The following is a 21,838-nucleotide window of genomic DNA, read 5'->3' as shown; positions in this document are numbered from 1 at the left end:
GGGGCTGGTCACTTCCTCCGCCCCTGATGCCGGATATTGCGCGGCCGACCGCGTGGACCCTGCATATAGCCGCCCGCCTTCTTCGGCGCTTTCTCGAAGGGCTTCCCGCCGCGCGGCTCGATCCGTCCCGCGCCTTCCGGCAGATCCACCGGCTCGAACTTCAGCGCCCCCGTCAGCGGATTGGCCTCGGCGAGCCGCAGCTTGAGGATCATGCCCATTGCGAACTCGTCGCCAGTCTCCTCGCCGACCAGCACCTGCCGCTTCTCGTCATAGCCGAACCGCTCGGCGCCCAGCGTGGAGATCGGCACCAGCCCATCGCCGCCGAGCCCAATGATGGTCGCGAACAGGCCGAACTTCTGGACGCCGGTCACGCGCGTGTCGAACACTTCGCCCACGCGTCCCGCCAGCCAGGCGGCGACATAGCGGTCGATTGTCTCGCGTTCGGCTTCCATCGCCCTCCGCTCAGCCTTCGAAATGGCATCGCTGATCCGCGCCAGATCGCTGCGGTCGCGGTCTGACAGGCCCGAAGTCCCGGGGATCTCGCGTTCTTCCGGTCGCGGCTGCTCGAGATGATAGGCATCGACCAGCGCCCGGTGCACCAAGAGGTCAGAATAGCGCCGGATCGGCGAAGTAAAGTGCGCGTAGCTGCCCAGCGCCAGCCCGAAATGCCCGGCATTGCGCGGGCCGTAATAGGCCTGGGTCTGGCTCCTCAGCACGGCTTCCATGACCAGCGCCTTTTCGGCCTCGTCGGTCACGTCCTTGAGCATCCGGTTGAACAGCCCCGGCGTGATCACCTGCCCTAGCGCCAGCTTGCGCCCGAAGGTGGCGAGATAGTCCTTGAGCGCCACCAGCTTCTCCCGGCTCGGCGGCTCGTGGATGCGGTAGACCACCGGCGCGACCTTGGCTTCCAGCGCCTTCGCTGCCGCGACATTCGCCGCGATCATGAAGTCCTCGACCACGCGGTGCGCATCGAGCCGCTCGCGGATGGCGATCTCGGCAATCTTGCCCTTTTCGTCGAGCACCACCCGACGTTCGGGCAGCTCGAGTTCCAGCGGATCGCGGTTGCTGCGGGCTTTCTCCAGCAGACGCCAGGCCGCCCACAGGTTTTGCAAGTGCGGCGCCGCCTCGCGGGCATCGATCCGCCGCTGCGCTTCCTCGTAGGCAATCACTTCGGCGATCCGCACCAGCGCGCGGGTGAAGCGCCAGCCCGTCACGCGGCCCTCGGAATCGATGGTCAGGTGACACGCCATCGCCGCCCGGTCCGCACCAACCTTGAGCGAGCAGACGTCCGAGCTCAGCACATGCGGCAGCATCGGCACGACGCGGTCCGGGAAGTAGACCGAATTGCCGCGCTTCCTTGCCTCGCGGTCCACCGCGCCGCCCGGCCGCACATAGAAGCTTACGTCCGCAATCGCGACGACCGCGCGGTATCCACCCTCGCCATCGGACTCGGCCCAGATCGCATCGTCATGGTCACGCGCGTCGGTGGGATCGATGGCCACGATGGGCAGATGCCTGAGGTCCTCGCGGGCACCTTCCGAGAGCGCCATCTTCGCCGCCAGCACGGCTTCGTCCTGCGCTTCCTGCGGGAACACGAACGGAATGCCGTGCTTGTGGATCGCAATCAGGCTGAACGCGCGCGGCGCCAGGGGATCGCCCAGCACTTCGGTCACCTTCAGCCCGGCGCGCGGGCTCTTGCTGACCGGCTCGCCGAGCACGAGCTGGCCTTCCGCCGCCCCGCCCAGATCCGCGATAGCCACAGCGTTGCGCACACGCTTGTCCACAGGTGCGAGCCACGGCTTGCCTGCCCCGTCGAACTCGACAACGCCCAGCACCTGCTCGGTGCGCGTCGGCAGCTTTTTCATCACATGCGCGATGAGGCCCCGCCCCGCTTCCTCGGTCCGCGCCAGCACCCGGTCGCCAACCTTGAGCGCCGCCTGTGCTCTTCCCTTGCCCTTCGGCTCGATGATCCTGAGGCGCGGCGGCGGGGCTCCGTCATCGGGCTGCCATGTATCGGGGATTGCCATGGGCTGGCCGTCCTCGATCTCGAGCACGCGCAGCACGGTCACGCGCGGCACCCCGCCGAGCCGGTGGAACGCGCTGCGATTGCCGTCGATCAGACCTTCCTCGGCCATGTCCTTGAGCAGCGCCTTGAGCGCGATCTTCTCGGTGCCCTTGAGCCCGAACGCCTTGGCAATCTCGCGCTTGCCCGCGGGTTCTTCGCTCGCGGTAATGAACGCGAGAACCTGCTCGCGGGTGGGAAGACCGTCCGGGCCGTTCGGTGTCTGCTTGCGAATTGCCATCACTGACCTGTGAAGGCTGGCGCACCCAATAGCAAGCTCAGGGCTTGGCTTCCGGCAGATAGGCACCGCCCGGCACCGCCGAAGCCACCGGGCTCTCCGAACCGTCCGCCGCCACCGAACTCACGGCGAAGAACCAGTCATCCCCGCGCACGCCGTCGAGCCGCAGATGCGTCTGGTCCGTCTCGGCAACCGGCTTTGCATCCCAGCCCGGCGCATCGGTCCGCCGCTGCCACACCCGGTAACGCGCCGCGCCCGGAACCGCCGCCCAGTCGACATCGGTGAACGTCTGCACCGCCGCCGTCACTTTCGCCACCGGCGGCATTGGCGCGGCCGCCATAGCCGCCAGCGCCCGCACGTTCAGCTTCGTCACCTTGGCGAGATAGGCAAAGTCCATCGCTTCCGGCAGATCGCCGAACGGCCGCCCGCCTGCGGTGCGCACATTCTGGTGCTGCCGCTCGTAATTCTCGACTGCGACTGTAAAGCGCACCGCCGGATAACCCAGCGCCTGGAACGGCAGGTGATCCCCGCCTCGACCCATCCGGTCCGCGCGCCAGACCTGTCGCACCGCCAGCCCGCTGTCGCCAAGTCCGGCAAGCCAGCGCGACAAGTTGCGCGAGGGGCTATCGTTCTCCCCGCCGATTGAACGCAGCGCATCGCGCGCCCGTTCGCTCGCGTCGTCGCGCGGGCCTTCGGAGAACACGCGGACGTGGGTATCGTCTACCAGACCGTCGCTCCCGCGCGAATTGCCGACGATGTCGTTGTTGAGCACGGCCTTCACCGTCCAGCCCTGCGCTTTCGCATAGTCCGCCAGCAGCTTGCCGCCATAAAGCCCCTGCTCCTCGCCCGAAAGCACGGCGTAGACGATCGTCCCGGCAAACTTCTGCTTCGAAAGCACCCGCGCCGCTTCCAGCACCAGCGCAGTGCCCGAACCGTCGTCGTTCGCTCCCGGCGCATCGCCCTTGGCATCAAGCGGGTCGGAATTGCGGCTGTCGATATGCCCTTGCACGATCACGACTTCGCCCGGCCGCATGGTCCCGCGCTGGATCGCCACGACATCGACCAACCGCGTCGCCACCGGTACGCGGTCTTCATCCTTCACCATGGTTTCGGGCAGTACGATCTCGAGGCAGCCACCGCAGCCCGCGCTCGTCTTGCGAAACTCGCCCTCGGCCCACTTCCGCGCCGCGCCGATACCCCGCTTCGGATCATCCTGCGAGGACAGCGTATGCCGCGTGCCGAACGCCACGAGCCGCGCGATATCTGCCTCAAGCCGTTGCTTCGAGACGGCTTCGTCGGGCGCAGCAAAAACAGTGGTCGGGATAGCGAAGAGGAGGACGGGCAGGAGCTTGTTCATGCCCCATCCCATACGCCATCCTCCGTTCGTGTCGAGCGAAGTCGAGACACCATGCGCGGCCCCTGCCCCAAGGGTCAGTAAGCCCGCGCCACCAGAATGCGCTCCACTGCCGGTGCCCCGGTGAACGGGCACAGACCCTCCGCCGGCGCTGCGTCCATCGGCGTGTTGCGGATCGTCAACTTGAGCGCCTTCAGTTGCTCTACCACCTTGTCGAGCGCTTCGCCCGTGGGCCGCGACCAGCACAGTTCCACCCAGCCCGGAAAGGCCTTGTCCTCGGCAAAAAACGCGGCAAGCCCCGCAAGATCGCTGACCCCGCGCTCGATCTGGGCGTCGCGCCGGTCGCGCGCTTCCTCGAACAGCGCCGTCTGGATCGCTTCCAGTTCGCTGACCGCCGCCGCGACGAAATCGTCCTGCGCCATGCCGACGAAGTTGGCCTTGCCATCCTCGCGCCACAGCCGGTCGCGGCGCAGCACCGAGACCTGCCCGCCCTCGGCATCGCGCCCGCCGATCTCGAGGATCAGCGGCACGCCCTTCTTGACCCAGCCCCAGCGCTTGGCGGTCGCCTTGCCCGGCCGCTTGTCGAGCAGCACACGGACCTTCTCGTCGAACACCGAAAGCTTTGCCAGCTTCGCGCGGAGCTGCGCGCAGTAGTCCAGCAGCGCGGCATCGCCGTCGTTGTCGCGCAGCATCGGCAGGATCACGATCTGCTGCGGCGCGATGCGCGGCGGGGTGCGCAGGCCATCATCATCGCCATGCGTCATGATCACGCCGCCGATCATCCGGGTCGAAGTGCCCCAGCTCGTCGTGTGGCACAGCGCCTGCTGGCCTTCCTTGTCCTGATAGCGGATGCCCGCCGCGGCCGAGAAGGTCGTGCCCAGATAGTGCGAGGTGCCCGCCTGCAGCGCCTTGCCGTCCTGCATCATCGCCTCGATCGAGAAGGTCTCGACCGCGCCAGGGAAGCGTTCGTTTTCAGGCTTCGGCCCGGCAACGACCGGCATTGCCAGCACGTCTTCGGCAAAGCTGCGATACATTTCCAGCGCGCGTAGCGTTTCTTCCATCGCGCCCGCCTCGTCGGCGTGGGCGGTGTGCCCTTCCTGCCAGAGGAACTCGCTGGTCCTCAGGAACATGCGTGTGCGCATCTCCCAGCGCACCACGTTGGCCCACTGGTTGGTAAGCAGCGGCAGATCGCGCCACGACTGGACCCAGCGCGCCATCGCCGCACCGATCACGGTCTCCGAGGTCGGCCGCACGATCAGCGGTTCTTCGAGCTTCGCTTCGGGATCGGGCACCAGCCCGCCCTTGCCATCGCCGATCAGGCGGTGATGCGTGACAACCGCCATTTCCTTGGCAAAGCCTTCGACATGCTCGGCCTCGCGCGTGAAATAGGAAAGCGGGATGAACAGCGGGAAGTAGCAGTTCTCGACGCCCGCTTCCTTGATACGGTCGTCCATCAGCTTCTGGATGCGCTCCCAGATGCCGTAGCCCCACGGCTTGATCACCATGCAGCCGCGCACGCCCGATTCCTCGGCGAGTTCGGCTTCGGCGATCACCGCCTGATACCACTGGGCGAAATCATCCTGCCGGGTGACGGGCAGGGCGTGCTTGATCGATGCGTTCTGGCTCATGCGCGCGGGTTAGGCGGCAAACGGGATTCGGGCAATCCCGGTTGCGTGACCAATCAGCCGGCGAGCTGGTCCAGCTTCTTCTGCATGTCGGCCATCTGCTTGCGCAGCGCGGCCAGTTCATCGTCAGCCGGAGCAGCAGCAGCCTTTTCGGCCTCGGCCGCCTGCACGGCACCCGGAACGAAAGCTGCTGTCGCAGCCTTGAACAGTTCCATGTTGCGCTGCGCGATCTGGGCCAGCGGATTGGCGCCGATGCTGTCCTCGATCGCCTTCCTGAGCTTGGCCTGGTTCTCGCGGAAGTGCTCCATCGAGGCTTCGAGATAGCTAGGCAGCAGCGCCTGCATCGAGTTGCCGTACATGGCGATGAGCTGGCGCAGGAAGTTCGTCGGCAGCATCTGCTCGCCGCTCGCTTCTTCTTCCATGATGATCTGGGTAAGGATCGTGTGCGTCAGGTCCGCACCGGTCTTGGCATCCAAGACCTTGAATTCAATGTTTTCCTTGACCATCTGGGCGAGGTGGTCAAGCGTGATGTAGCTTGATGTGCGCGTGTTGTAGAGCCGCCGGTTGGCGTACTTCTTGATGATGACGGTATCGCCGTCCTTCGCTGCGTTTGCCATTTTTTTCTGCGCCCTGCTGGGTTTATCGCAAGCCTATTAGCAGATGCGGTATGTGCAGCGCAATAAACCTTGGCTAAATAACATTAATTCATATGTTGCGCGAATAGCGTCGTCCCATGAGCGTGAGCAGCTCATATTGCGAGAGGCCGCTCGTCGCCGAAGCCTCCGGCAGTGCATACTCGAGCCCCAGCCAGTCGCCTTCTCCGCAGTTTTCTGCGGCCGAGAGGTCGACAATGGTCATGTCCATGGAGACACGGCCAAGCACCGGCAGACGCTGGCCCTGCCACAGCACGTGGCCGCGGCCCGACCAGCAGCGCAGGTAGCCGTCCGCGTAACCCACGGAAATTACCCCCACGCGCATCGCTGCTGGCGCGGTGAAGGTCGCGTTGTAGCCCACCGAGTCGCCTGCCGAAAGCGCGCGCACCTGAATCACCGCCGCTTCGGGATGCGCGACCTGCGTAATCAGTCCCGCCAGTTCGCCACGCGGCACACCGCCATAGAGCGCCAGCCCCGGGCGGGTCAGATCGAAGTGATACTCCGATCCCAGCGCGATCCCGGCACTGTTGCACAGGCTGTAGCGCTGTGCTGCCACGCTGCCGGCGACGTCGCGGAAACGCGCAAGCTGCACGGCATTTTGCGCACAATCCTCGTCGGCACTCGCCAGATGGCTCATGCATGTGACGAGCTCAAGCTGGCCGACTTCCGGCGCACCGACATCCGTGAGCGGCAGACCCAACCTGTTGATCCCCGTGTCGACCATAAGATCACACGGTCCGCCACCGGCGGCGAGCCAGCGCCGTACTTGCGCGAGGGAGTTCAGAACCGGCCTTACACCCAGCACTCGTGCATAGGCAGCTTCCGCATCGTTGATCGGCCCATGCAGCACAGATACCTGCTCGGCGGGGACAAACCGCACTGCCTCCGCCGCTTCCTGCCAATGCGCCACAAACCAGTCCCGGCATCCTGCCGCCGCCAGCACCGGCACTACCGCCGCGACGCCCAGTCCATAGCAATCCGCCTTGATCGCCGCTCCGGTCCGCGCCGCGCCGGACAGCGCGTCGAGCGCCGCCCAATTGGCTGCTAATGCCGCGCGATCCAGCCGCAACCGCAATGCAGCCGGGTGCGGCAGAGGAATGTCAGGCATCATCGTGGGCAAAGTCCTTCGGCAGACCGCCCTTGAGCCCCCACAGCGCAACCACGAATGCCACCAGCACCACCACCCAGGTGTACCACAGCCCGGCATAGGGATCACCCGTCTCCGCCACGATCAGCGAGGAGATCAGCGGCAGGAACCCGCCGAGATAGCCGGTGCCGATGTGATAGGGGATCGACATCGAACTGTAGCGGATCCGCGCCGGGAACATCTCCGAGAGCACCGCCGCAACCGGGCCATAGGTCGCACCGGTCAGCGCCATCAGCACGACAAGCCCGAACACGATAACCGCCGAACGGCCAAAGTCCGGCTTCACTTTGGCAAAATCATAACCGGCTCCGGCCAGCTTCGCCTGTAGCACCTTGCCGCGGGCCGCACTCTTCTCGGCCCACGGATAATCCGCCAGCGAGGCCGCATCCGCGCCGATCGTCATTGCCAGCGCCGGGCCTTGCTGCAGCGAATAGCGCACGCCGGAGGCCGAGAGGTCCGCCAGCAGCTTGCCGCAGTTCGTCGCCTGCTCTGCGGCGAACGGGTTGTAGCCGCAGTCCGGCCCGCTCACCATGACTGGTTCGCGCTTCGCCATGTCGGCAAGGCCGGGATTGGCTGCATTGCCGATCATCCAGAACATCGGGAAGATCAGCACGAGCGTGGCCACATAGCCGAGCACGATCGGCAGCTTGCGCCCCACCTTGTCCGAGATATGCCCGAACACCACGCTGAACGGCATGCCCAGCACGCAGGCGAGACCCACCAGCAGTTCGGCCGTCATGTCGTCCACCCGCATCGGTCCCTTCAGGAACGAAAGGCCGGTGAACATCGAGGTGTAGAAGATCACCGTCAGGCCCGAGGCGACGCCGAACAGCGCGATGAACAGCCGCTTCTTGTTGCCCGGATAGGTCAGGCTCTCGATGAAGGGATTGCCGGCCACTTCGCCGCTTTCCTTCATAGCCTTGAACACCGGGCTTTCCGAAAGCTTGAGCCGCATCCACAGCGACACGGCGAGCAGCAGCAGGCTGAGCAGAAACGGTACGCGCCATCCCCAGGCTTCCCACGTCTCCTGGCTCATCGCGCCCTTGCACAGCAGCACCACGGCGAGGCTCAGCACAAAGCCGCCGACCACGCTCGACTGGATGAAGCTGGTGAAGAACCCGCGCCGCGCCGGGGCCGCATGTTCCGCCACGTAGACCGCGGCGCCGCCATATTCGCCGCCAAGCGCAAGGCCCTGCAGCACGCGCAACAGGATGACCAGCGCAGGCGCGGCATAGCCGATCTGCGAGGCAGGCGGGATCAGGCCCACGCCTGCCGTCGCGATGCCCATCAAGGTCACAGTGACCAGGAAGGTGTATTTGCGCCCGAGCCGGTCACCCAGATAGCCGAACAGCACCGCGCCCAGCGGGCGGAAGCCGAAACCGACCGCGAAGACCAGCCAGAACAGCAGCATTTCCAGCGTGGCGTTGCCAGTGGGGAAGAAGGCCTTGGACAGGATCGCGCCGAGCGTGCCGTAGATGAAGAAGTCGTACCATTCGAACACGGTGCCAACCGACGATGCGGCCACCACGAGCCGGATTTCCGCCGCAGTCGGTTCGGGTGCGCCATTCACCTCATGCATGCCCAGTTGTTTCCCATCCCCTTGCCGGCAGACTTTGATCCGTCCGGCACAATCCCTTGAAGCGGCGGCTGTAGCGAAGCAAAGCCCGCCGGGAAAGTGTGCGGGACCAAAGAAATACGCCGCCTATCCTGATTGCGAGGAAGCGGGCGATGCTCACCCCAAGGCGACCAGCGCGGCATCCCATGCCAGCATGATCGCATCATGCCGCGCTGGATAGCCGAGCGCCGGCTCGACCAGCGCGATACCGGGCCAATCCGGCTTCGCGCCCTCACCGGCGAGCCAGGCCGCCAGCGCGGTGCGCACTTCGGCAACCTCTGCCCGGCTGCGGCCCTTCGCGGCACTGGCAAAGGCATAGGCCGCCGCCTGCCCGATGGCGCAGGCGTGCGCGCGCAGCCCGATCCCATCGATCCGGCCTTCACCATCCACCGACAACCCCAGCGACAGCGTGCTGCCGCATCGCCGCGAGCGCGCATCCCCCTTCAGCGGCAGGCTTTCATCCCACCTGAAGGAAGCGAGCGCCGTGGCCGCGCCAAGGATTTCCGGCGTGTAGAGCGTGCGGGCCGGAGCGCGCTGGGTGGCGTCGCTCATTGGTCCTTGCTCAGCCGCCGCTGCATCTCGCGCCGTGCCGCCTTTCTCGCGGCATCGCGGGCCGCTTTCTGCAGCGCGGTTTCCTTGTCGTCCTCGGCCTTCTTCGCCGCCTTTGCCGCCTCGTCACGGCGCTGGTCGAGCACCGTCATCAGCTCCTCGCTCGCGGCATTGAGGAAGGGGTAAGTCCGCGCCGCCGAGATCCACGTCGGCCGCCCGTCCGGCCCCCATACGATGTCATAGCCGAACACCAGCAGCGAAAAGCCGAGGACCATGAGGACAAAGCCCTTGATCGCCCCGAATCCGAAGCCGAGCACCCGGTCGATCGGCCCGAGCACCGAACTGCGGCTCGCATTCCCCACCGAGGATGCGATCATCTTCGCGGTAAAGTAGGGCACGATGGTGAGGATGCCGAACGCCAGCACCCCCGCCCCGGTCTCGTTCTTCATGTAGGGCGTGAGCCAAAGCGTCAGCGGCTCGTGGCCATAGCGCACGGCAAACAGCCCGACACACCAAGCGAGCAGTGAAAGCACTTCCTCCACGAAGCCGCGAAAGAAACCGCCGATCGCGCAGACCGCAACGATCAGGAAAACAACATAATCGAAGCCGGTCATACCTTGCAGAAACTAGGAGCCGCCCATCACCCGGTCAACCAGGTTCGGCAGAAGTGTTATCGGCGCGTAGTGGATACCTAGCACCTTCTCCTGCGTGCCCGACGGCCCGTGCGCCTTGTCGAAACCCAGCTTGGCCGCCTCGCGCAGCCGGATCGAGGAATGCGCGACGGGCCGCACCTCGCCGGCCAGCGAAATCTCCCCGAACCATGCCGCGCTGCCGGACAAGGGCCGGTCCGACAGCGCCGAGATCAGCGCCGCCGCCACAGCAAGATCCGCCGCCGGATCGGTCAGCCGGTAGCCACCCGCCACGTTGAGGTAGACTTCCGCCGTCGAGAAATTGAGCCCGCAGCGCGCCTCCAGCACGGCCAGCAGCATTGCAAGCCGCCCACTGTCCCAGCCCACGACTGCCCGGCGCGGAGTCGCTCCGCTCTGAAGCCGCACGGTGAGCGCCTGTATCTCAACCAGCACCGGCCGCGTCCCCTCCAGCGCCGGGAACACCGCGCTCCCCGGCACCGGGTTATCGCGCCCCGAAAGAAACAGCAGCGAGGGATTGCCGACTTCTTCGAGCCCCGCCCCCTGCATCGCGAACACGCCGATCTCGTCCACCGCACCGAAGCGGTTCTTGAGCGCGCGCAGGATGCGGTACTGGTGGCTGCGCTCGCCCTCGAAGCTCATCACCACGTCGACCATGTGTTCCAGCACGCGGGGGCCGGCGATGGTGCCGTCCTTTGTCACGTGGCCCACCAGCACCAGCGCGGCACCGCTTGCCTTGGCATAACGGATCAGCTCGAATGCGCAGCCGCGCACCTGGCTCACCGTCCCCGGCGCGCCTTCGATCTGATCCGAGTACATCGTCTGGATCGAATCGATCACCACCAGCGCCGGCGGGTCCATCGCGTTCAGCGTCGTCAGGATATCCCGCACCGATGTCGCCGAGGCGAGCATGATCGGTGCCTTGCCGAGGCCAAGCCGATCCGCGCGCAGCCGCACCTGATCCGCCGCTTCCTCTCCGCTGATATACACTGCCATGCCGCCAGCCAGCGCCACCTTGGCCGCCGCCTGCAGCAGCAACGTCGATTTGCCGATGCCCGGATCGCCGCCCATCAGGATCGCCGATCCCGGCACAAGCCCGCCGCCCAGCGCCCGGTCCAGTTCCGCCAGGCCCGTCTTGCGCCGCTCCGGCAGCTTCACCGGCTGATCGAGTGCGACAAAGGCGACTGGCCGCCCGCCGCTCGAAAGATCATGCTTGGACGAAAACACCGTCTCCGGTGCATCCTCGATCAGCGTGCTCCACTCGGCGCAATCGGGGCACTGCCCCTGCCAGCGAGGTGAAATCCCGCCGCAAGCCTGGCAGACATATCGGCGTTTGGGTTTGGCCATGAAGAAGGCCTAAGGCGAACATAGCAGGAACGCAAGTCCCGCTTCGCGTCAATTTGGTGGGAAGTTGGTGCCCCTGGCCAGACTCGAACTGGCACATCTCTCGATAACCGATTTTGAGTCGGTCGCGTCTACCATTCCACCACAGGGGCACTGGAGGCGGACTTACCCGCCCCCGCGAGCCGCATCAAGCCGTCTTGATCGCGCCGACCACCAGCTTGTGCAGCTTCGAATGCAGCGCGTCATTGCCGGCCAGCACGGTCTCGTCACAGATCGGGTGGGAACGGCCGCGGTAGTCCGAAACGAAGCCGCCCGCCTCGCGTACCAGCAGGCATCCGGCCGCGGTATCCCATGGATTCAACCCGCTTTCCCAGAACCCGTCGAAACGGCCCGCCGCCACCCACGCAAGGTCCAGCGCCGCCGAGCCGAAGCGGCGGATTCCGGCGACGCGGGGGCCGATCTCGTGGAAAATCCGCGTCCACTCCGCAAAGTCGCCATGCCCGGCAAAGGGAATGCCGGTGGCGATCAGCGCTTCGTCCAGATTGCGCCGCGCCGAAACGCGCAGGCGGCGGTCCTGCAGCCAGGCGCCGCGGGTCTTCTCGGCCCAGAAGCTTTCGTCGGTGATCGGCTGATAGACGAGCCCGGCGGTCACTTCGCCCCAACCCTTCCCGTCCAGCGTCGGCTCCTGCACCGCAATCGAGATCGCGAAGTGCGGGATACCGTGGAGGAAATTGCTGGTGCCATCGAGCGGATCGATGATGAAACGCGGCTTGCCGGGCTCCCCTTCGATCGTGCCGCCCTCTTCCATCACGAAGCCCCAGCCGGGGCGCGCCGTGCGCAGTTCGTCCCACAAGGTGCGCTCGGCGTGCTGGTCGGCCTTCGAGACGAAGTCCGCCGGCCCCTTGCGGCTCACCTGGAGATGCTCGACCTCGCCAAAGTCACGGCGCAGCCGCTGGCCGGCCTTGCGGGCCGCCTTCTCCATCACCCGCATCAGGCCGGAAATGGCGGACATCAGCCGACCTTGCTCACGTAGGTGCGCTCATAGACATCGACGATGATGCGCGTGCCGCTTTCGATATGCGGCGGCACCATCACGCGCACGCCGTTGTCGAGGATCGCGGGCTTGTAGCTCGACGAAGCGGTCTGGCCCTTCACCACGGCATCGGCTTCGACGATGGTCGCCTCGACCTGCTCGGGCAGCTGCACCGAAATCGGGCGCTCTTCCCACATTTCGAGCAGCACGGTCATGCCGTCCTGCAGGAACGCGGCGGCATCGCCGAGAAGATCGCTGGGGAGCGTGATCTGGTCGTAGGTTTCCACGTCCATGAAGATCAGGTCATCGCCCTCGGCATAGAGGAACTGGAAGTCCTTGGTGTCGAGGCGCACGCGCTCGACCGTGTCGGCGCTGCGGAAGCGGACGTTGGTCTTGCGGCCGTCGATCAGGTTCTTCATCTCGACCTGCATAAACGCGCCGCCCTTGCCGGGCTGGGTGTGCTGGGTCTTGGCAACCTTCCAGATGCCCTTTTCGTATTCCAGGATATTGCCCGGACGGATGTCCACGCCGCTGATCTTCATGATGGAAAGAGCCCTAGTTGGGATGCACGCGCAGCGCGTGCGGGAACGCGGCCCTTAGCGCCAAGCGGCGATTGCTTCAAGCCGCCGTCGCATGCTAGCGCCAAGCGCATGATCAGAGCCGCCTCCGCCGCCCTCCTTCTGCTCGCTGCCGGCCCTGCCCTGGCCGCCCCGGGCGGTGCGATGCTGACGATCGCACAAGGCCGCTGGACCTGCGAACTGCCGGGCGATGCAACCACTCCGCCGGTACCGCAGCCTCAGGACAACTTCAGCATCGTTCCCGATTCCAGCTACATCGCTAACGGTGTGCGGGGGACCTATCTGCTGCTGAGCAGGAAGCTTACGATGACCTCTGGGCCTTTCGCGGGCCGACGCTTCGACAAAGTCGGCCTCTCGCTGATCAAGCTCGGGTCCGATGGCAAGCGCGAGGCATTGCGCTGCGTCCGCGCCGGCGCGGTGCGCGATGATTACAGCGCGGATGAAGGCTCGCCTTCCGAGTAAGCCGTTCAGGCAGACGCCCCGGTAATCGCCGCGACAAGCGCCCGCACGCCGTCGGCCTCATCGCCGCCCCACACGGCATTGCTGACCGCGAGGAAATCCGCCCCTGCCGCCACCAGCGGCCCGCAGTTCGCCGCCGTGATCCCGCCGATCGCCACGCAAGGCAATTCGAACAGCCGCGCCCACCAGCTCAGCAACTCCGGCTCCGCGACATGCTTGGTGTCCTTGGTCGAGCTCGGGAAGAACGCCCCGAACGCGACATAGTCCGCCCCCGCCTCGCCAGCTTCCATCGCGAGATGCCGGCTGTCGTGGCAGGTCACCCCGATCTGTGCCGCCTTGCCCAGCCGTGCGCGCGCATCGGCCACACTGCCGTCCTGCTGACCCAGATGCACCCCGTCCGCACCGAGCCGCTTGGCGAGCGGAATCGAGTCGTTGACAATGAACGCCACCTCGCGGTCCGCGCAAATGCGCAGAAGCGGTTCCGCCAGACGCGCCGCCTCATGCTCGGCCACATCCTTCACGCGGAACTGGAACGCCGCGACCGGCCCTGCATCAAGCGCGCGGGCAAGCCGGTCGGGAAACGAGCCGCTGACATCGAGCGGCGAGATCAGGTAAAGCTGGCAGCTGGGTTCAGACATGCCGGGGCCTTAGCGAGCAACGCGAGAAGGCGCAAACTTCCTCAATCCTTCTCAGCCCCTGCCATAACCCGCTCATGCTGAGCTTGTCGAAGCATCATGCACAGCCGTCGCAACAGCACCCTTCGACAGGCTCAGCATGAGCGGAGCTGGAGTTGTGCGGCAGAAGGAAGAGTGGCGCCTGCCCCTCAGGCCGTCTTCACCGTCGAACCGCCATGGATCTCGTCGATGGCCGCGCCGAGCGAGGCGTCGAACTCGGCATCGCTCATCTGCGCGCGCAGGTCTTCGAGCAGCGCGCGGCTGAAGCTGGCGATGATGCCGTTGTTCTTGGCCAGCTCCACGCAGGCCTCGGGCCGCTTGTAGCCACCCGAAAGCGCGACGACGCGCAGCACGCGCGGATGGTTCACCAGCGGATCGAACGTGCCCGGCACCACCGGCAGCGAGAGCTTGAGCATCACTTCTTCACCCTCGGCCAGGCCGTCCAGCGCCTTGAGCAGCTCATCCAGCAGGATCGCGTCACACTCGGCGCGGGTCTCGCTCTTGATGTTCACTTCGGGCTCGATGATCGGCATCATGCCGTGTGACAGCACCTGCCGGCCCACCTCGAACTGCTGCGCGACCACGGCGGCAATGCCATCGCGGTTCGCCGAGTTGATCACCGAACGCTCCTTGGTGCCGAACACGCCGAGCGCATTCGAACGCTCCAGCAGCGCGTCGAGCGTCGGCATCGGCTTCATCAGCTGTACGCCATTCGCTTCGTCTTCCAGGCCCTTGTCGATCTTGATGAAGGGCACCACGCCTTTCGCAAGCAGCGCCGCCGGAACGGGCGTGCCATCGACATCGCCATCCATCGTGCGCTCGAACAGGATCGCGCCGATCACCTTCTGGCCCGTAAATGCCGCCGAACGGATGATCCGCGCGCGCATTTCGTGGATCAGGCCGAACATTTCCTCTTCGGAATTCCACGCTCCCGCTTCGATGCCATAGCCCGCCAAAGCTTTGGGAGTCGAACCACCGCTCTGGTCCAATGCCGCGATAAAGCCCTGGCCCGCTGCGATCTTGGACTTCATCTCGGCGTATTTCATGGCATGTCCCTCTGAATAGCGCATTCGTATGCGCGCGCCCCTAACGCGGATCGTGCCGCACTGCAATATCGCAGCGCAACCGATCCGAGAATTATCTTGGGATCAGGCCTCCAGCGCTGCCACGCCCGGCAGCACACGGCCTTCCATCCATTCAAGGAAAGCGCCGCCGGCAGTCGAGACGTAGGAGAAATCGCCCGCCACCCCGGCATGGCTCAGCGCCGCGACAGTATCGCCGCCGCCCGCTACCGATACCAGCGAACCCTCGCGGGTCAGCGCCGCCGCCGTGCGCGCCAGCGCCACGGTCGCGGTGTCGAACGGCTGCGTCTCGAACGCGCCGAGTGGCCCGTTCCACACCAGCGTCCTGCAGACCTTGAGCACGTCGGCGAGCGCTTCGGTCGCCGCAGGACCGACATCGAGGATCATCTCGTCCCCCGCCACTTCGTGTACGTTGCAGGTGCGCAAGGAAGGCGGATTGGCCGCGAACTCCTTCGAGACCACCACGTCATACGGCAGGTGCACAGTGCAGCCCGACGAGTCTGCTGCATCGAGGATCGCCTCGGCGGTCGGCGCCAGATCATGCTCGCACAGCGACTTGCCGACATCGACCCCGCGCGCGGCGAGGAACGTGTTGGCCATGCCCCCGCCGATGATCAGGTGATCGACCTTCCCGACGAGGTGCTTCAGCACATCGAGCTTGGAAGACACCTTCGCCCCGCCGACCACGGCCGCCACGGGCCGCTCAGGTTCGCCCAGCGCCTTGCCCAGCGCTTCGAGTTCGGCCTGCATCGAACGGCCCGCATAGGCCGGCAGCACGTGCGCGAGGCCCTCGGTCGTCGCATGAGCGCGGTGCGCCGCCGAGAACGCATCATTGACATAGATGTCCGCGTGCTCGGCAATCGCCTTTACAAGTTCCGGATCGTTCTTTTCCTCGCCCTTCCAGAACCGCGTGTTCTCGAGGCAGGCGATCCCGCCCTCGGGCAGGATGCCGACCACTTGGCTCACGACCGGCCCGGCGATCTCGGACACGAACATCACCTCGCGCCCCAGCACCTGCTCGACCGCGCCGACCACCATGCTCAAGGACTGGGTGGAAACGCGCTCGCCCTTGGGCCGGCCGAAGTGCGCCAGCAGCAGCACCTTGGCGCCCTTGTCGGCGAGTTCGAGGATCGTCGGCTTGGCGGCCTGCACGCGGGTGTCATCGGTCACCGCGCCGTCCTGCATCGGGAGGTTGAGGTCCACGCGCACCAACACGACCTTGCCACGCACGTCACCGATCTGATCCAGCGTCTTGAAGCTCATTCCTCGATCCTCACTTCATCGCCGACGGTAATCTCGCCCTCGCTGATTACCCGTCCGCAAATTCCGCCGCGCCAGTCCGGCGTCAGCGCCGCGCGCAGTCCTTCACGCAAGGCATCCATCCGGCTGCACGGATCGCATTCGCAGCGCACCTCGATGCGCAGGCCCTTGCCAATGGCGATTACCTTGCCTGCCTCACGCGGCAGGCGCACGCCTGAAACAAGCAGATTGGCCCGCCGATCAGACCAGACGAGGCCGTCGGCGCCGCCCAGATCCTGCATTGCTGCCGCCCAGCTTTCGGCCTCGATCACCGTAATCTGCCGGTTGCCCTTCTTGCCTTCCGGCACAGGCCCCCGGCAATCGCCCTCGAGCCCCATGTCCGGAGTGACGAGGGCGCGGTCCAGCACTTCCATAGGCCCGCGGGACACCTTGTGCCGGGCAATCCCGTCAAGCCGTCCCGCACCCATGTCCGTCATTTCAGAGCAGGCCCGCCATCACGCCGGCCGTATCGACCATGCGGTTCGAGAAGCCCCACTCGTTGTCGTACCAGGAAAGCACACGCACCAGCTTGCCGTCGATCACCGCGGTCTCGAGGCTGTCGATGGTCGAGCTGTGCGAATCGTGGTTGTAGTCGATCGAGACCAGCGGCTCGTCGCTGAAGCCCAGCACGCCCTTGAGCGCGCCTTCCGACGCGGCCTTGAGCAGCGCGTTGACTTCTTCCTTGGTCGTGTCACGGCCGGGCTGGAAGGTCAGGTCCACCACCGAGACGTTGGGGGTCGGCACGCGGATCGCCGAACCGTCGAGCTTGCCCTTCAGTTCGGGCAGCACTTCACCCACCGCGCGGGCCGCGCCGGTCGTGGTCGGGATCATGCTCATCGCGGCAGCGCGGGCGCGGCGCGGGTCGCTGTGGATCTGGTCGAGGATCTTCTGGTCGTTGGTATAGGCGTGGACCGTCGTCATCAGCCCGCGCACGATGCCGATGCTGTCGTTGAGCACCTTGGCGAAGGGGGCGAGACAGTTGGTGGTGCACGAAGCGTTCGAGACGATCGTGTGCTCCGCCGTCAGCTTGTCGTGGTTCACGCCGTAGACGACGGTGAGATCGACGTTCTTGCCCGGCGCCGAGATCAGCACCTTCTTGGCGCCCGCCGCAAGGTGCTTTTCGCACGAAGCGCGGTCGGTGAAGAAGCCGGTGCATTCCAGCACGATGTCGATGCCTTGTGCAGCGTGCGGCAGGTTGGCGGGGTCGCGCTCGGCGGTCACCGCGATGCGCTTGCCGTCGATGACGAGGTCATTGCCGTCGACTTCGACCGTACCCTTGTAGGCGCCGTGCACGCTGTCGCGCTTGAACAGCAGTGCGTTGTCCTTCGCGCTGGCGAGATCGTTGATCGAAACAAGCTCCAGCCCGCAGTCCGGCCGCTCCAGAATGGCGCGCGCCACATTGCGCCCGATGCGCCCGAACCCGTTGATCGCAACCTTGGTGGCCATGCTATCGTACTCCTGGTTTCGCTTAGGAAAGCCGCGCGCGGATGCGCGGCAGGATCTTCTCGGCGGTCAGGCCGAAGTGGTCGTAAAGCACCGGCGCCGGGGCCGAAGCACCGAAGCTGTCGATGCCGATGGTGAGGCCGCCCGCTACATACTTCTGCCAGCCCAGCGTCACGCCCGCTTCGATCGAGACCTTGAGCGCATCCGCGGGCAGCAGGTCCGCGCGGTAGGCCTCGTCCTGCTCGTCGAACAGCTCCCAGCACGGGAACGAGACGACATCGGCGCCCACGCCTTCGGCTTCGAGCACCTTGGCGACATCCATCGCGATCTGCACTTCCGAACCCGTCGCCATCAGCACGACCTTGCGCGGCGCCGACGCGGCCACAAGGCGATAGGCCCCCTTCGCGCTCTTGAACTCGGCATCGAAGCGCACCGGCGGCAGGTTCTGCCGGGTCAGCGCCAGCACCGTCGGGCGGTGGGCATTGGCCAGCGCGAGGCTCCATGCTTCCGCCGTCTCGATCGCGTCCGCCGGGCGGAACACGAGGAGGTTCGGGATCATGCGCAGCGACATGACATGCTCGACGGGCTGGTGCGTCGGACCATCCTCACCCAGACCGATCGAGTCATGCGTAAACACATAGATCGCGCGCGTATGCTGCAACGCCGACATGCGCACGGCATTGCGGCAATAGTCGGAGAACACGAGGAACGTGCCGCCATAGGGGATCACGCCCCCATGCAGCGCCATGCCGTTCATCGCCGCGGCCATGCCGAACTCGCGGATGCCATAGTAGACATAGCGCCCGCCATAGCTGTCCTTCGTAAGCGGGCCGGTCGACTTGGTCTTGGTATTGTTCGAACCCGTCAGGTCCGCCGAACCGCCGACCATTTCCGGGATCACCGCGGTCATCGCCTCCAGCGCCATTTCGCTCGACTTGCGCGTGGCGACCGTCGGCGGGTTGGCGATCAGGCTTTCGATATAGGCGTTCTTGGCGCCCACGTCCGCCGGCAGCTCGCCCGCCATGCGCCGCGCCAGTTCCGCGCCTTGCGGATGGGCTGCGGCACGGGCTTCCCACTCGGCCCGCACTGCCGCGCCCTTGGCACCGGCAGCGTGCCAGTTCGCGAGAATGTCCGCCGGGATCTCGAACGGCGCAGCCGTCCAGCCCAGATATTCGCGCGCCGCCTCGATCTCGCTCTTGCCCAGCGGCGAGCCATGGACGTTGTGCCCGCCCTGCTTGTTCGGCGCGCCCTTGCCGATCACCGTCTTGCACGAAACCAGCGAGGGGCGCGGATCGGCCGCCGCTTCGGCCAGCGCGCGCGCGATATCGGCAAAGTCGTGCCCGTCGCACTGCGCCGTGTGCCACCCGCTCGCCGCATAGCGCGCCAGGATGTCTTCCGTGGTCGAAAGCGAGGTATCGCCATCGATGGTGATCTTGTTGTCATCCCACAGCACGTTGAGGTGCCCGAGGCCGAGCGTCCCGGCGAGGCCGACCGCCTCGTGGTTCACGCCTTCCATCAGGCAGCCATCACCCGCGATCACCCAGGTCTTGTGATCGACCAGCTCGCTGCCGAACGTCGCGTTGAGGTGCCGCTCGGCAATCGCCATGCCCACCGCCATCGCAAGGCCCTGCCCCAGCGGACCCGTGGTGCATTCGACGCCTTCCAGCATGTCGTTCTCGGGATGCCCCGCGCAGGGGCTGCCGAGCTGGCGGAAATTGCGGATGTCGTCGATCGTCGGCGCGGCATAGCCTGTCAGGTGCAGCAGCGCATAGATCAGCATCGAGCCGTGACCGGCCGAGAGCACGAAACGGTCGCGGTCCGACCACTTTGGCGCGGCGGGGTCATACTTCAGGAATTCGGTAAACAGCACCGTCGCCACATCGGCCATGCCCATCGGCATGCCGGGGTGACCCGAATTGGCGGCCTCGACAGCATCCATCGCGAGCGCGCGGATGGCATTGGCCATCGGCGTCAGTACGGTCTGATCCCGTTTCATCTGAATATCCTGACCTTTGTCCCGCAGCCAAGGCCGCCCAGCCGCCACCGATTCGGCAGCGGGCTCTCTTTGGGAGCGGCTCTCCGTAGCGTCAAGGCTGGGGCGGCAGCGTCAAGATTGGGGAAAGGCGGGCGCTTCCCGACTTGCGGGCCTAGTCAATTGTGCTAGCGATATCGGCCATGACGACCGAGGCGCAGGATTCCCCGCTCGATGCGGCGCTGGACAGGATCGAGCAGGCGATTATCCGCCTCGAAGCCGCCGTAGCCGCCGCCCCCGCTCCCGCCGAAGTGGCCGAGCTGCGCAGCCGCCACCGCCGGCTGAAGGAACGGGTGAGCGAGGAAATCCAGCAGCTTGATCTCCTGCTGGCCAATCTTCCGCAATGAGCCCGGCAGCATGAGCAACGTCACCCTCACCATCGGCGGCCGCCCCTACACCGTCTCCGCGCCCGACGGCGAGGAATCGCATATCGAGATGCTGGGCCGCATGGTTGCGGACCGCGTCACCAAGACCGGCGCCGGGCAGAGCGAAACCCGCATGCTCCTCTTCGCGGCGCTGATGCTCGCGGACGAGCTGCACGAGCTCCATCGCCGGATGCCGCCCCCGCAGGAGGAAGCGGCTGAGCCGGCCCAGCCGGCCGCCGAAGTGCTCGCCCGGATCGAGACACTGGCCGCCCGCGTCGAGAAGCTCGCCGCGCATCTCGAAGAACCCGCCACTTGAGAAAGCGCGCCGCCTCCCCTAGATAGGAAGCGACGGGTTCTGCCCGGCACGTGCCACATGAAATCCCTGAGGCTATAAGCAAATCCTTGGGGGCTGTCCCTGCCTTGGCCCTGGCCCCGGTACATGGTCCCCACCTGACGTGAACGCGTCAGAGGATTCTCCTGGAAACGACCCATGGTGGTCCCGTCACCCCCCGGCACGAAGCCCATGCTGAAGCGAGACCGACGATGAGCGCTGACCCCGCTTCCGCCAAGGCGGCCCTGCGCAAGGCGCTGCGCGCCGCCCGGCGCGACCATGTCGCCGCGCTCGATCCGCGCGTGAAAGCTTTGCTTTTCAAGCGCCCGCCCGCTGCGCTTGGCGCACTGGTGCCGCCCAATGCCGTCGTCGGCCTCTATGCCGCGATCGGCGAAGAAGCGCCCACGACTGCCTACGCCGCCCACTTCCATGAGGCAGGGCACAAGGTCGCCATGCCGTGGTTCGCCGGCCGCGAGGCACCGATGGAATTCCGCCACTGGGCCTCCCCGCATGTCGATGCGCTGATGGAGCCCGGCCCCTGGCGTGCGCCGCAGCCCTTGGCAGATGCCGAAAGTCTCGTGCCGGATGTCCTCTTCGTCCCCCTCGTTGGCTTCACCGCTGATGGCCGCCGTCTGGGCCAGGGCGGAGGGCACTATGACCGCTGGCTGGAAAAGTACCCCCACGTCCCAGCCATCGGCATGGCGTGGGACAGCCAGCTCGCGGAAGACCTGCCATTCGAGGCACATGACAGACCGCTCGCCGCGGTGGTAACCCCCACGCGCCTCTACGGCCCCTTTTGAGCGGAACCCCCAATGGACGATCCCAAATCCTGGCAGCCGACATGGCGCAAACCCTTCGGCATTCTCGCGCTGATCCTGGCGCTGTTCGGCTATGCGCTGATCGTGGCGGGCCTCTCCGGCCCTATCGGCAAGCTGCCGGTTCTGGCACAGACGCTGGTCTACGTGATTCTCGGCACAGTCTGGCTCCTGCCGCTGCGCCGCTTCCTGATCTGGATGGAAACCGGCCGTTGGGGTTGATTTAAAACGATTTTTACGAAACGCAAAATTTGCCGCTCTAGGGCGTTGACAGCCCGCAAGTCCCCCCCTAAATGCGGCGCTCCCAAGGCGAGCGGGTGTAGCTCAGTTGGTTAGAGTATCGGCCTGTCACGCCGAGGGTCGCGGGTTCAAGTCCCGTCACTCGCGCCATTGGGAAGACGGAAAAGGCACCTTCGGGTGCCTTTTTCTTTGGCCGCACTTCGCGTGCGGGGGCGCCGCAAGCCCCCATTAACCAAACTTTATCGGCACGCAT

The 21,838-nt window shown here is 65.9% G+C and carries 22 protein-coding genes and 2 tRNA genes; 6 read left to right on the top strand and 18 right to left on the bottom strand.

Annotation, left to right across the window (positions count from 1 at the left end; all coding sequences use genetic code 11):
• Positions 1-8: 8 nt before the first annotated feature.
• The 12 genes from IP83_RS10460 to efp all read right to left on the bottom strand — a co-directional run bounded on the left by IP83_RS10460 (position 9) and on the right by efp (position 12,809).
• Positions 9-2,303 carry a ribonuclease R family protein gene (locus IP83_RS10460; protein WP_082364638.1) on the bottom strand — a complete coding sequence of 765 codons (2,295 nt, stop codon included), beginning with the start codon at positions 2,301-2,303 and terminating at the stop codon, positions 9-11.
• A gap of 37 nt (positions 2,304-2,340) precedes the next feature.
• Complete coding sequence (locus tag IP83_RS10455; RefSeq protein WP_054122160.1) at positions 2,341-3,657, bottom strand: M20/M25/M40 family metallo-hydrolase; 1,317 nt, start codon at positions 3,655-3,657, stop codon at positions 2,341-2,343.
• Between the two features lie 74 nt (positions 3,658-3,731).
• Entirely contained in the window at positions 3,732-5,282 is a 1,551-nt protein-coding gene (locus IP83_RS10450) for an aminoacyl--tRNA ligase-related protein (RefSeq protein WP_054122159.1), read from the bottom strand.
• A gap of 53 nt (positions 5,283-5,335) precedes the next feature.
• Positions 5,336-5,896, bottom strand: a complete 561-nt coding sequence (gene phaR, locus IP83_RS10445) for a polyhydroxyalkanoate synthesis repressor PhaR (RefSeq protein WP_054122158.1) — start codon at positions 5,894-5,896, stop codon at positions 5,336-5,338.
• 88 nt (positions 5,897-5,984) lie between these two features.
• The gene (gene alr, locus IP83_RS10440) at positions 5,985-7,043 is read right to left on the bottom strand and encodes an alanine racemase (RefSeq protein WP_054122157.1); all 1,059 of its coding nucleotides are present in this window, start codon (positions 7,041-7,043) and stop codon (positions 5,985-5,987) included.
• The gene (locus IP83_RS10435) at positions 7,033-8,658 is read right to left on the bottom strand and encodes an MFS transporter (protein ID WP_054122156.1); all 1,626 of its coding nucleotides are present in this window, start codon (positions 8,656-8,658) and stop codon (positions 7,033-7,035) included. Before IP83_RS10435 ends, alr begins: the two co-directional genes overlap by 11 nt.
• A 153-nt stretch (positions 8,659-8,811) precedes the next feature.
• Positions 8,812-9,246, bottom strand: coding sequence for an iron-sulfur cluster assembly scaffold protein (locus IP83_RS10430; RefSeq protein WP_197274334.1), 435 nt, complete (start codon positions 9,244-9,246; stop codon positions 8,812-8,814).
• Positions 9,243-9,857 (bottom strand): CvpA family protein, encoded by a 615-nt coding sequence (locus IP83_RS10425; protein ID WP_082364637.1) that lies wholly within the window; start codon positions 9,855-9,857, stop codon positions 9,243-9,245. Before IP83_RS10425 ends, IP83_RS10430 begins: the two co-directional genes overlap by 4 nt.
• Before the next feature lie 12 nt (positions 9,858-9,869).
• Complete coding sequence (radA, locus tag IP83_RS10420; protein WP_054122155.1) at positions 9,870-11,237, bottom strand: DNA repair protein RadA; 1,368 nt, start codon at positions 11,235-11,237, stop codon at positions 9,870-9,872.
• A 65-nt stretch (positions 11,238-11,302) separates the two neighbouring features.
• Positions 11,303-11,386 (bottom strand) — tRNA-Leu (locus tag IP83_RS10415).
• 35 nt (positions 11,387-11,421) lie between these two features.
• On the bottom strand, positions 11,422-12,246 hold the full coding sequence (locus IP83_RS10410; RefSeq protein ID WP_054122154.1) for an inositol monophosphatase family protein: 825 nt from the start codon (positions 12,244-12,246) through the stop codon (positions 11,422-11,424).
• On the bottom strand, positions 12,246-12,809 hold the full coding sequence (gene efp / locus IP83_RS10405; protein WP_054122153.1) for an elongation factor P: 564 nt from the start codon (positions 12,807-12,809) through the stop codon (positions 12,246-12,248). The genes IP83_RS10410 and efp overlap by 1 nt, the downstream gene beginning before the upstream one ends.
• 108 nt (positions 12,810-12,917) lie before the next feature.
• On the opposite strand from efp, the gene IP83_RS10400 reads away from it, so the two are divergent.
• Complete coding sequence (locus IP83_RS10400; RefSeq protein WP_054122152.1) at positions 12,918-13,307, top strand: hypothetical protein; 390 nt, start codon at positions 12,918-12,920, stop codon at positions 13,305-13,307.
• 5 nt (positions 13,308-13,312) lie between these two features.
• On the opposite strand, the gene thiE is transcribed toward IP83_RS10400, so the two are convergent.
• The 6 genes from thiE to tkt all read right to left on the bottom strand — a co-directional run bounded on the left by thiE (position 13,313) and on the right by tkt (position 19,798).
• Positions 13,313-13,942 carry a thiamine phosphate synthase gene (gene thiE, locus IP83_RS10395; protein WP_054122151.1) on the bottom strand — a complete coding sequence of 210 codons (630 nt, stop codon included), beginning with the start codon at positions 13,940-13,942 and terminating at the stop codon, positions 13,313-13,315.
• Positions 13,943-14,127: 185 nt separating this feature from the next.
• A complete protein-coding gene (locus tag IP83_RS10390) occupies positions 14,128-15,024 on the bottom strand; it encodes a fructose bisphosphate aldolase (RefSeq protein ID WP_054122150.1) in 897 nt (298 codons plus the stop codon).
• Positions 15,025-15,126: 102 nt separating this feature from the next.
• Positions 15,127-16,323 carry a phosphoglycerate kinase gene (gene pgk, locus IP83_RS10385; RefSeq protein WP_054122149.1) on the bottom strand — a complete coding sequence of 399 codons (1,197 nt, stop codon included), beginning with the start codon at positions 16,321-16,323 and terminating at the stop codon, positions 15,127-15,129.
• Positions 16,320-16,733: an MOSC domain-containing protein gene (locus tag IP83_RS10380; protein WP_082364636.1), complete on the bottom strand. Its 414-nt coding sequence runs from the start codon at positions 16,731-16,733 to the stop codon at positions 16,320-16,322. The genes pgk and IP83_RS10380 overlap by 4 nt, the downstream gene beginning before the upstream one ends.
• A 64-nt stretch (positions 16,734-16,797) precedes the next feature.
• Complete coding sequence (gene gap / locus IP83_RS10375; protein ID WP_054122148.1) at positions 16,798-17,805, bottom strand: type I glyceraldehyde-3-phosphate dehydrogenase; 1,008 nt, start codon at positions 17,803-17,805, stop codon at positions 16,798-16,800.
• Positions 17,806-17,827: 22 nt separating this feature from the next.
• A complete protein-coding gene (gene tkt / locus IP83_RS10370) occupies positions 17,828-19,798 on the bottom strand; it encodes a transketolase (RefSeq protein WP_054122147.1) in 1,971 nt (656 codons plus the stop codon).
• 179 nt (positions 19,799-19,977) lie between these two features.
• Between tkt and IP83_RS10365 the strand changes: the two genes are divergently transcribed.
• The 5 genes from IP83_RS10365 (at position 19,978) to IP83_RS10345 (ending at position 21,735) form a co-directional block, all read left to right on the top strand.
• Complete coding sequence (locus IP83_RS10365; RefSeq protein WP_054122146.1) at positions 19,978-20,181, top strand: hypothetical protein; 204 nt, start codon at positions 19,978-19,980, stop codon at positions 20,179-20,181.
• A 10-nt stretch (positions 20,182-20,191) separates the two neighbouring features.
• Positions 20,192-20,515 (top strand): cell division protein ZapA, encoded by a 324-nt coding sequence (locus IP83_RS10360; protein ID WP_054122145.1) that lies wholly within the window; start codon positions 20,192-20,194, stop codon positions 20,513-20,515.
• Between the two features lie 227 nt (positions 20,516-20,742).
• Complete coding sequence (locus tag IP83_RS10355) at positions 20,743-21,330, top strand: 5-formyltetrahydrofolate cyclo-ligase (protein ID WP_054122144.1); 588 nt, start codon at positions 20,743-20,745, stop codon at positions 21,328-21,330.
• Positions 21,331-21,342: 12 nt separating this feature from the next.
• The gene (locus IP83_RS10350) at positions 21,343-21,567 is read left to right on the top strand and encodes a DUF2842 domain-containing protein (protein WP_054122143.1); all 225 of its coding nucleotides are present in this window, start codon (positions 21,343-21,345) and stop codon (positions 21,565-21,567) included.
• Positions 21,568-21,658: 91 nt separating this feature from the next.
• Positions 21,659-21,735 (top strand) — tRNA-Asp (locus IP83_RS10345).
• Positions 21,736-21,838 lie beyond the last annotated feature (103 nt).

The organism is Novosphingobium sp. AAP93, from assembly GCF_001296055.1.
Lineage (GTDB): Bacteria > Pseudomonadota > Alphaproteobacteria > Sphingomonadales > Sphingomonadaceae > Novosphingobium.
Note: the sequence above shows the minus strand (reverse complement) of the source record. Positions and strands in the feature narration are given on the sequence as shown.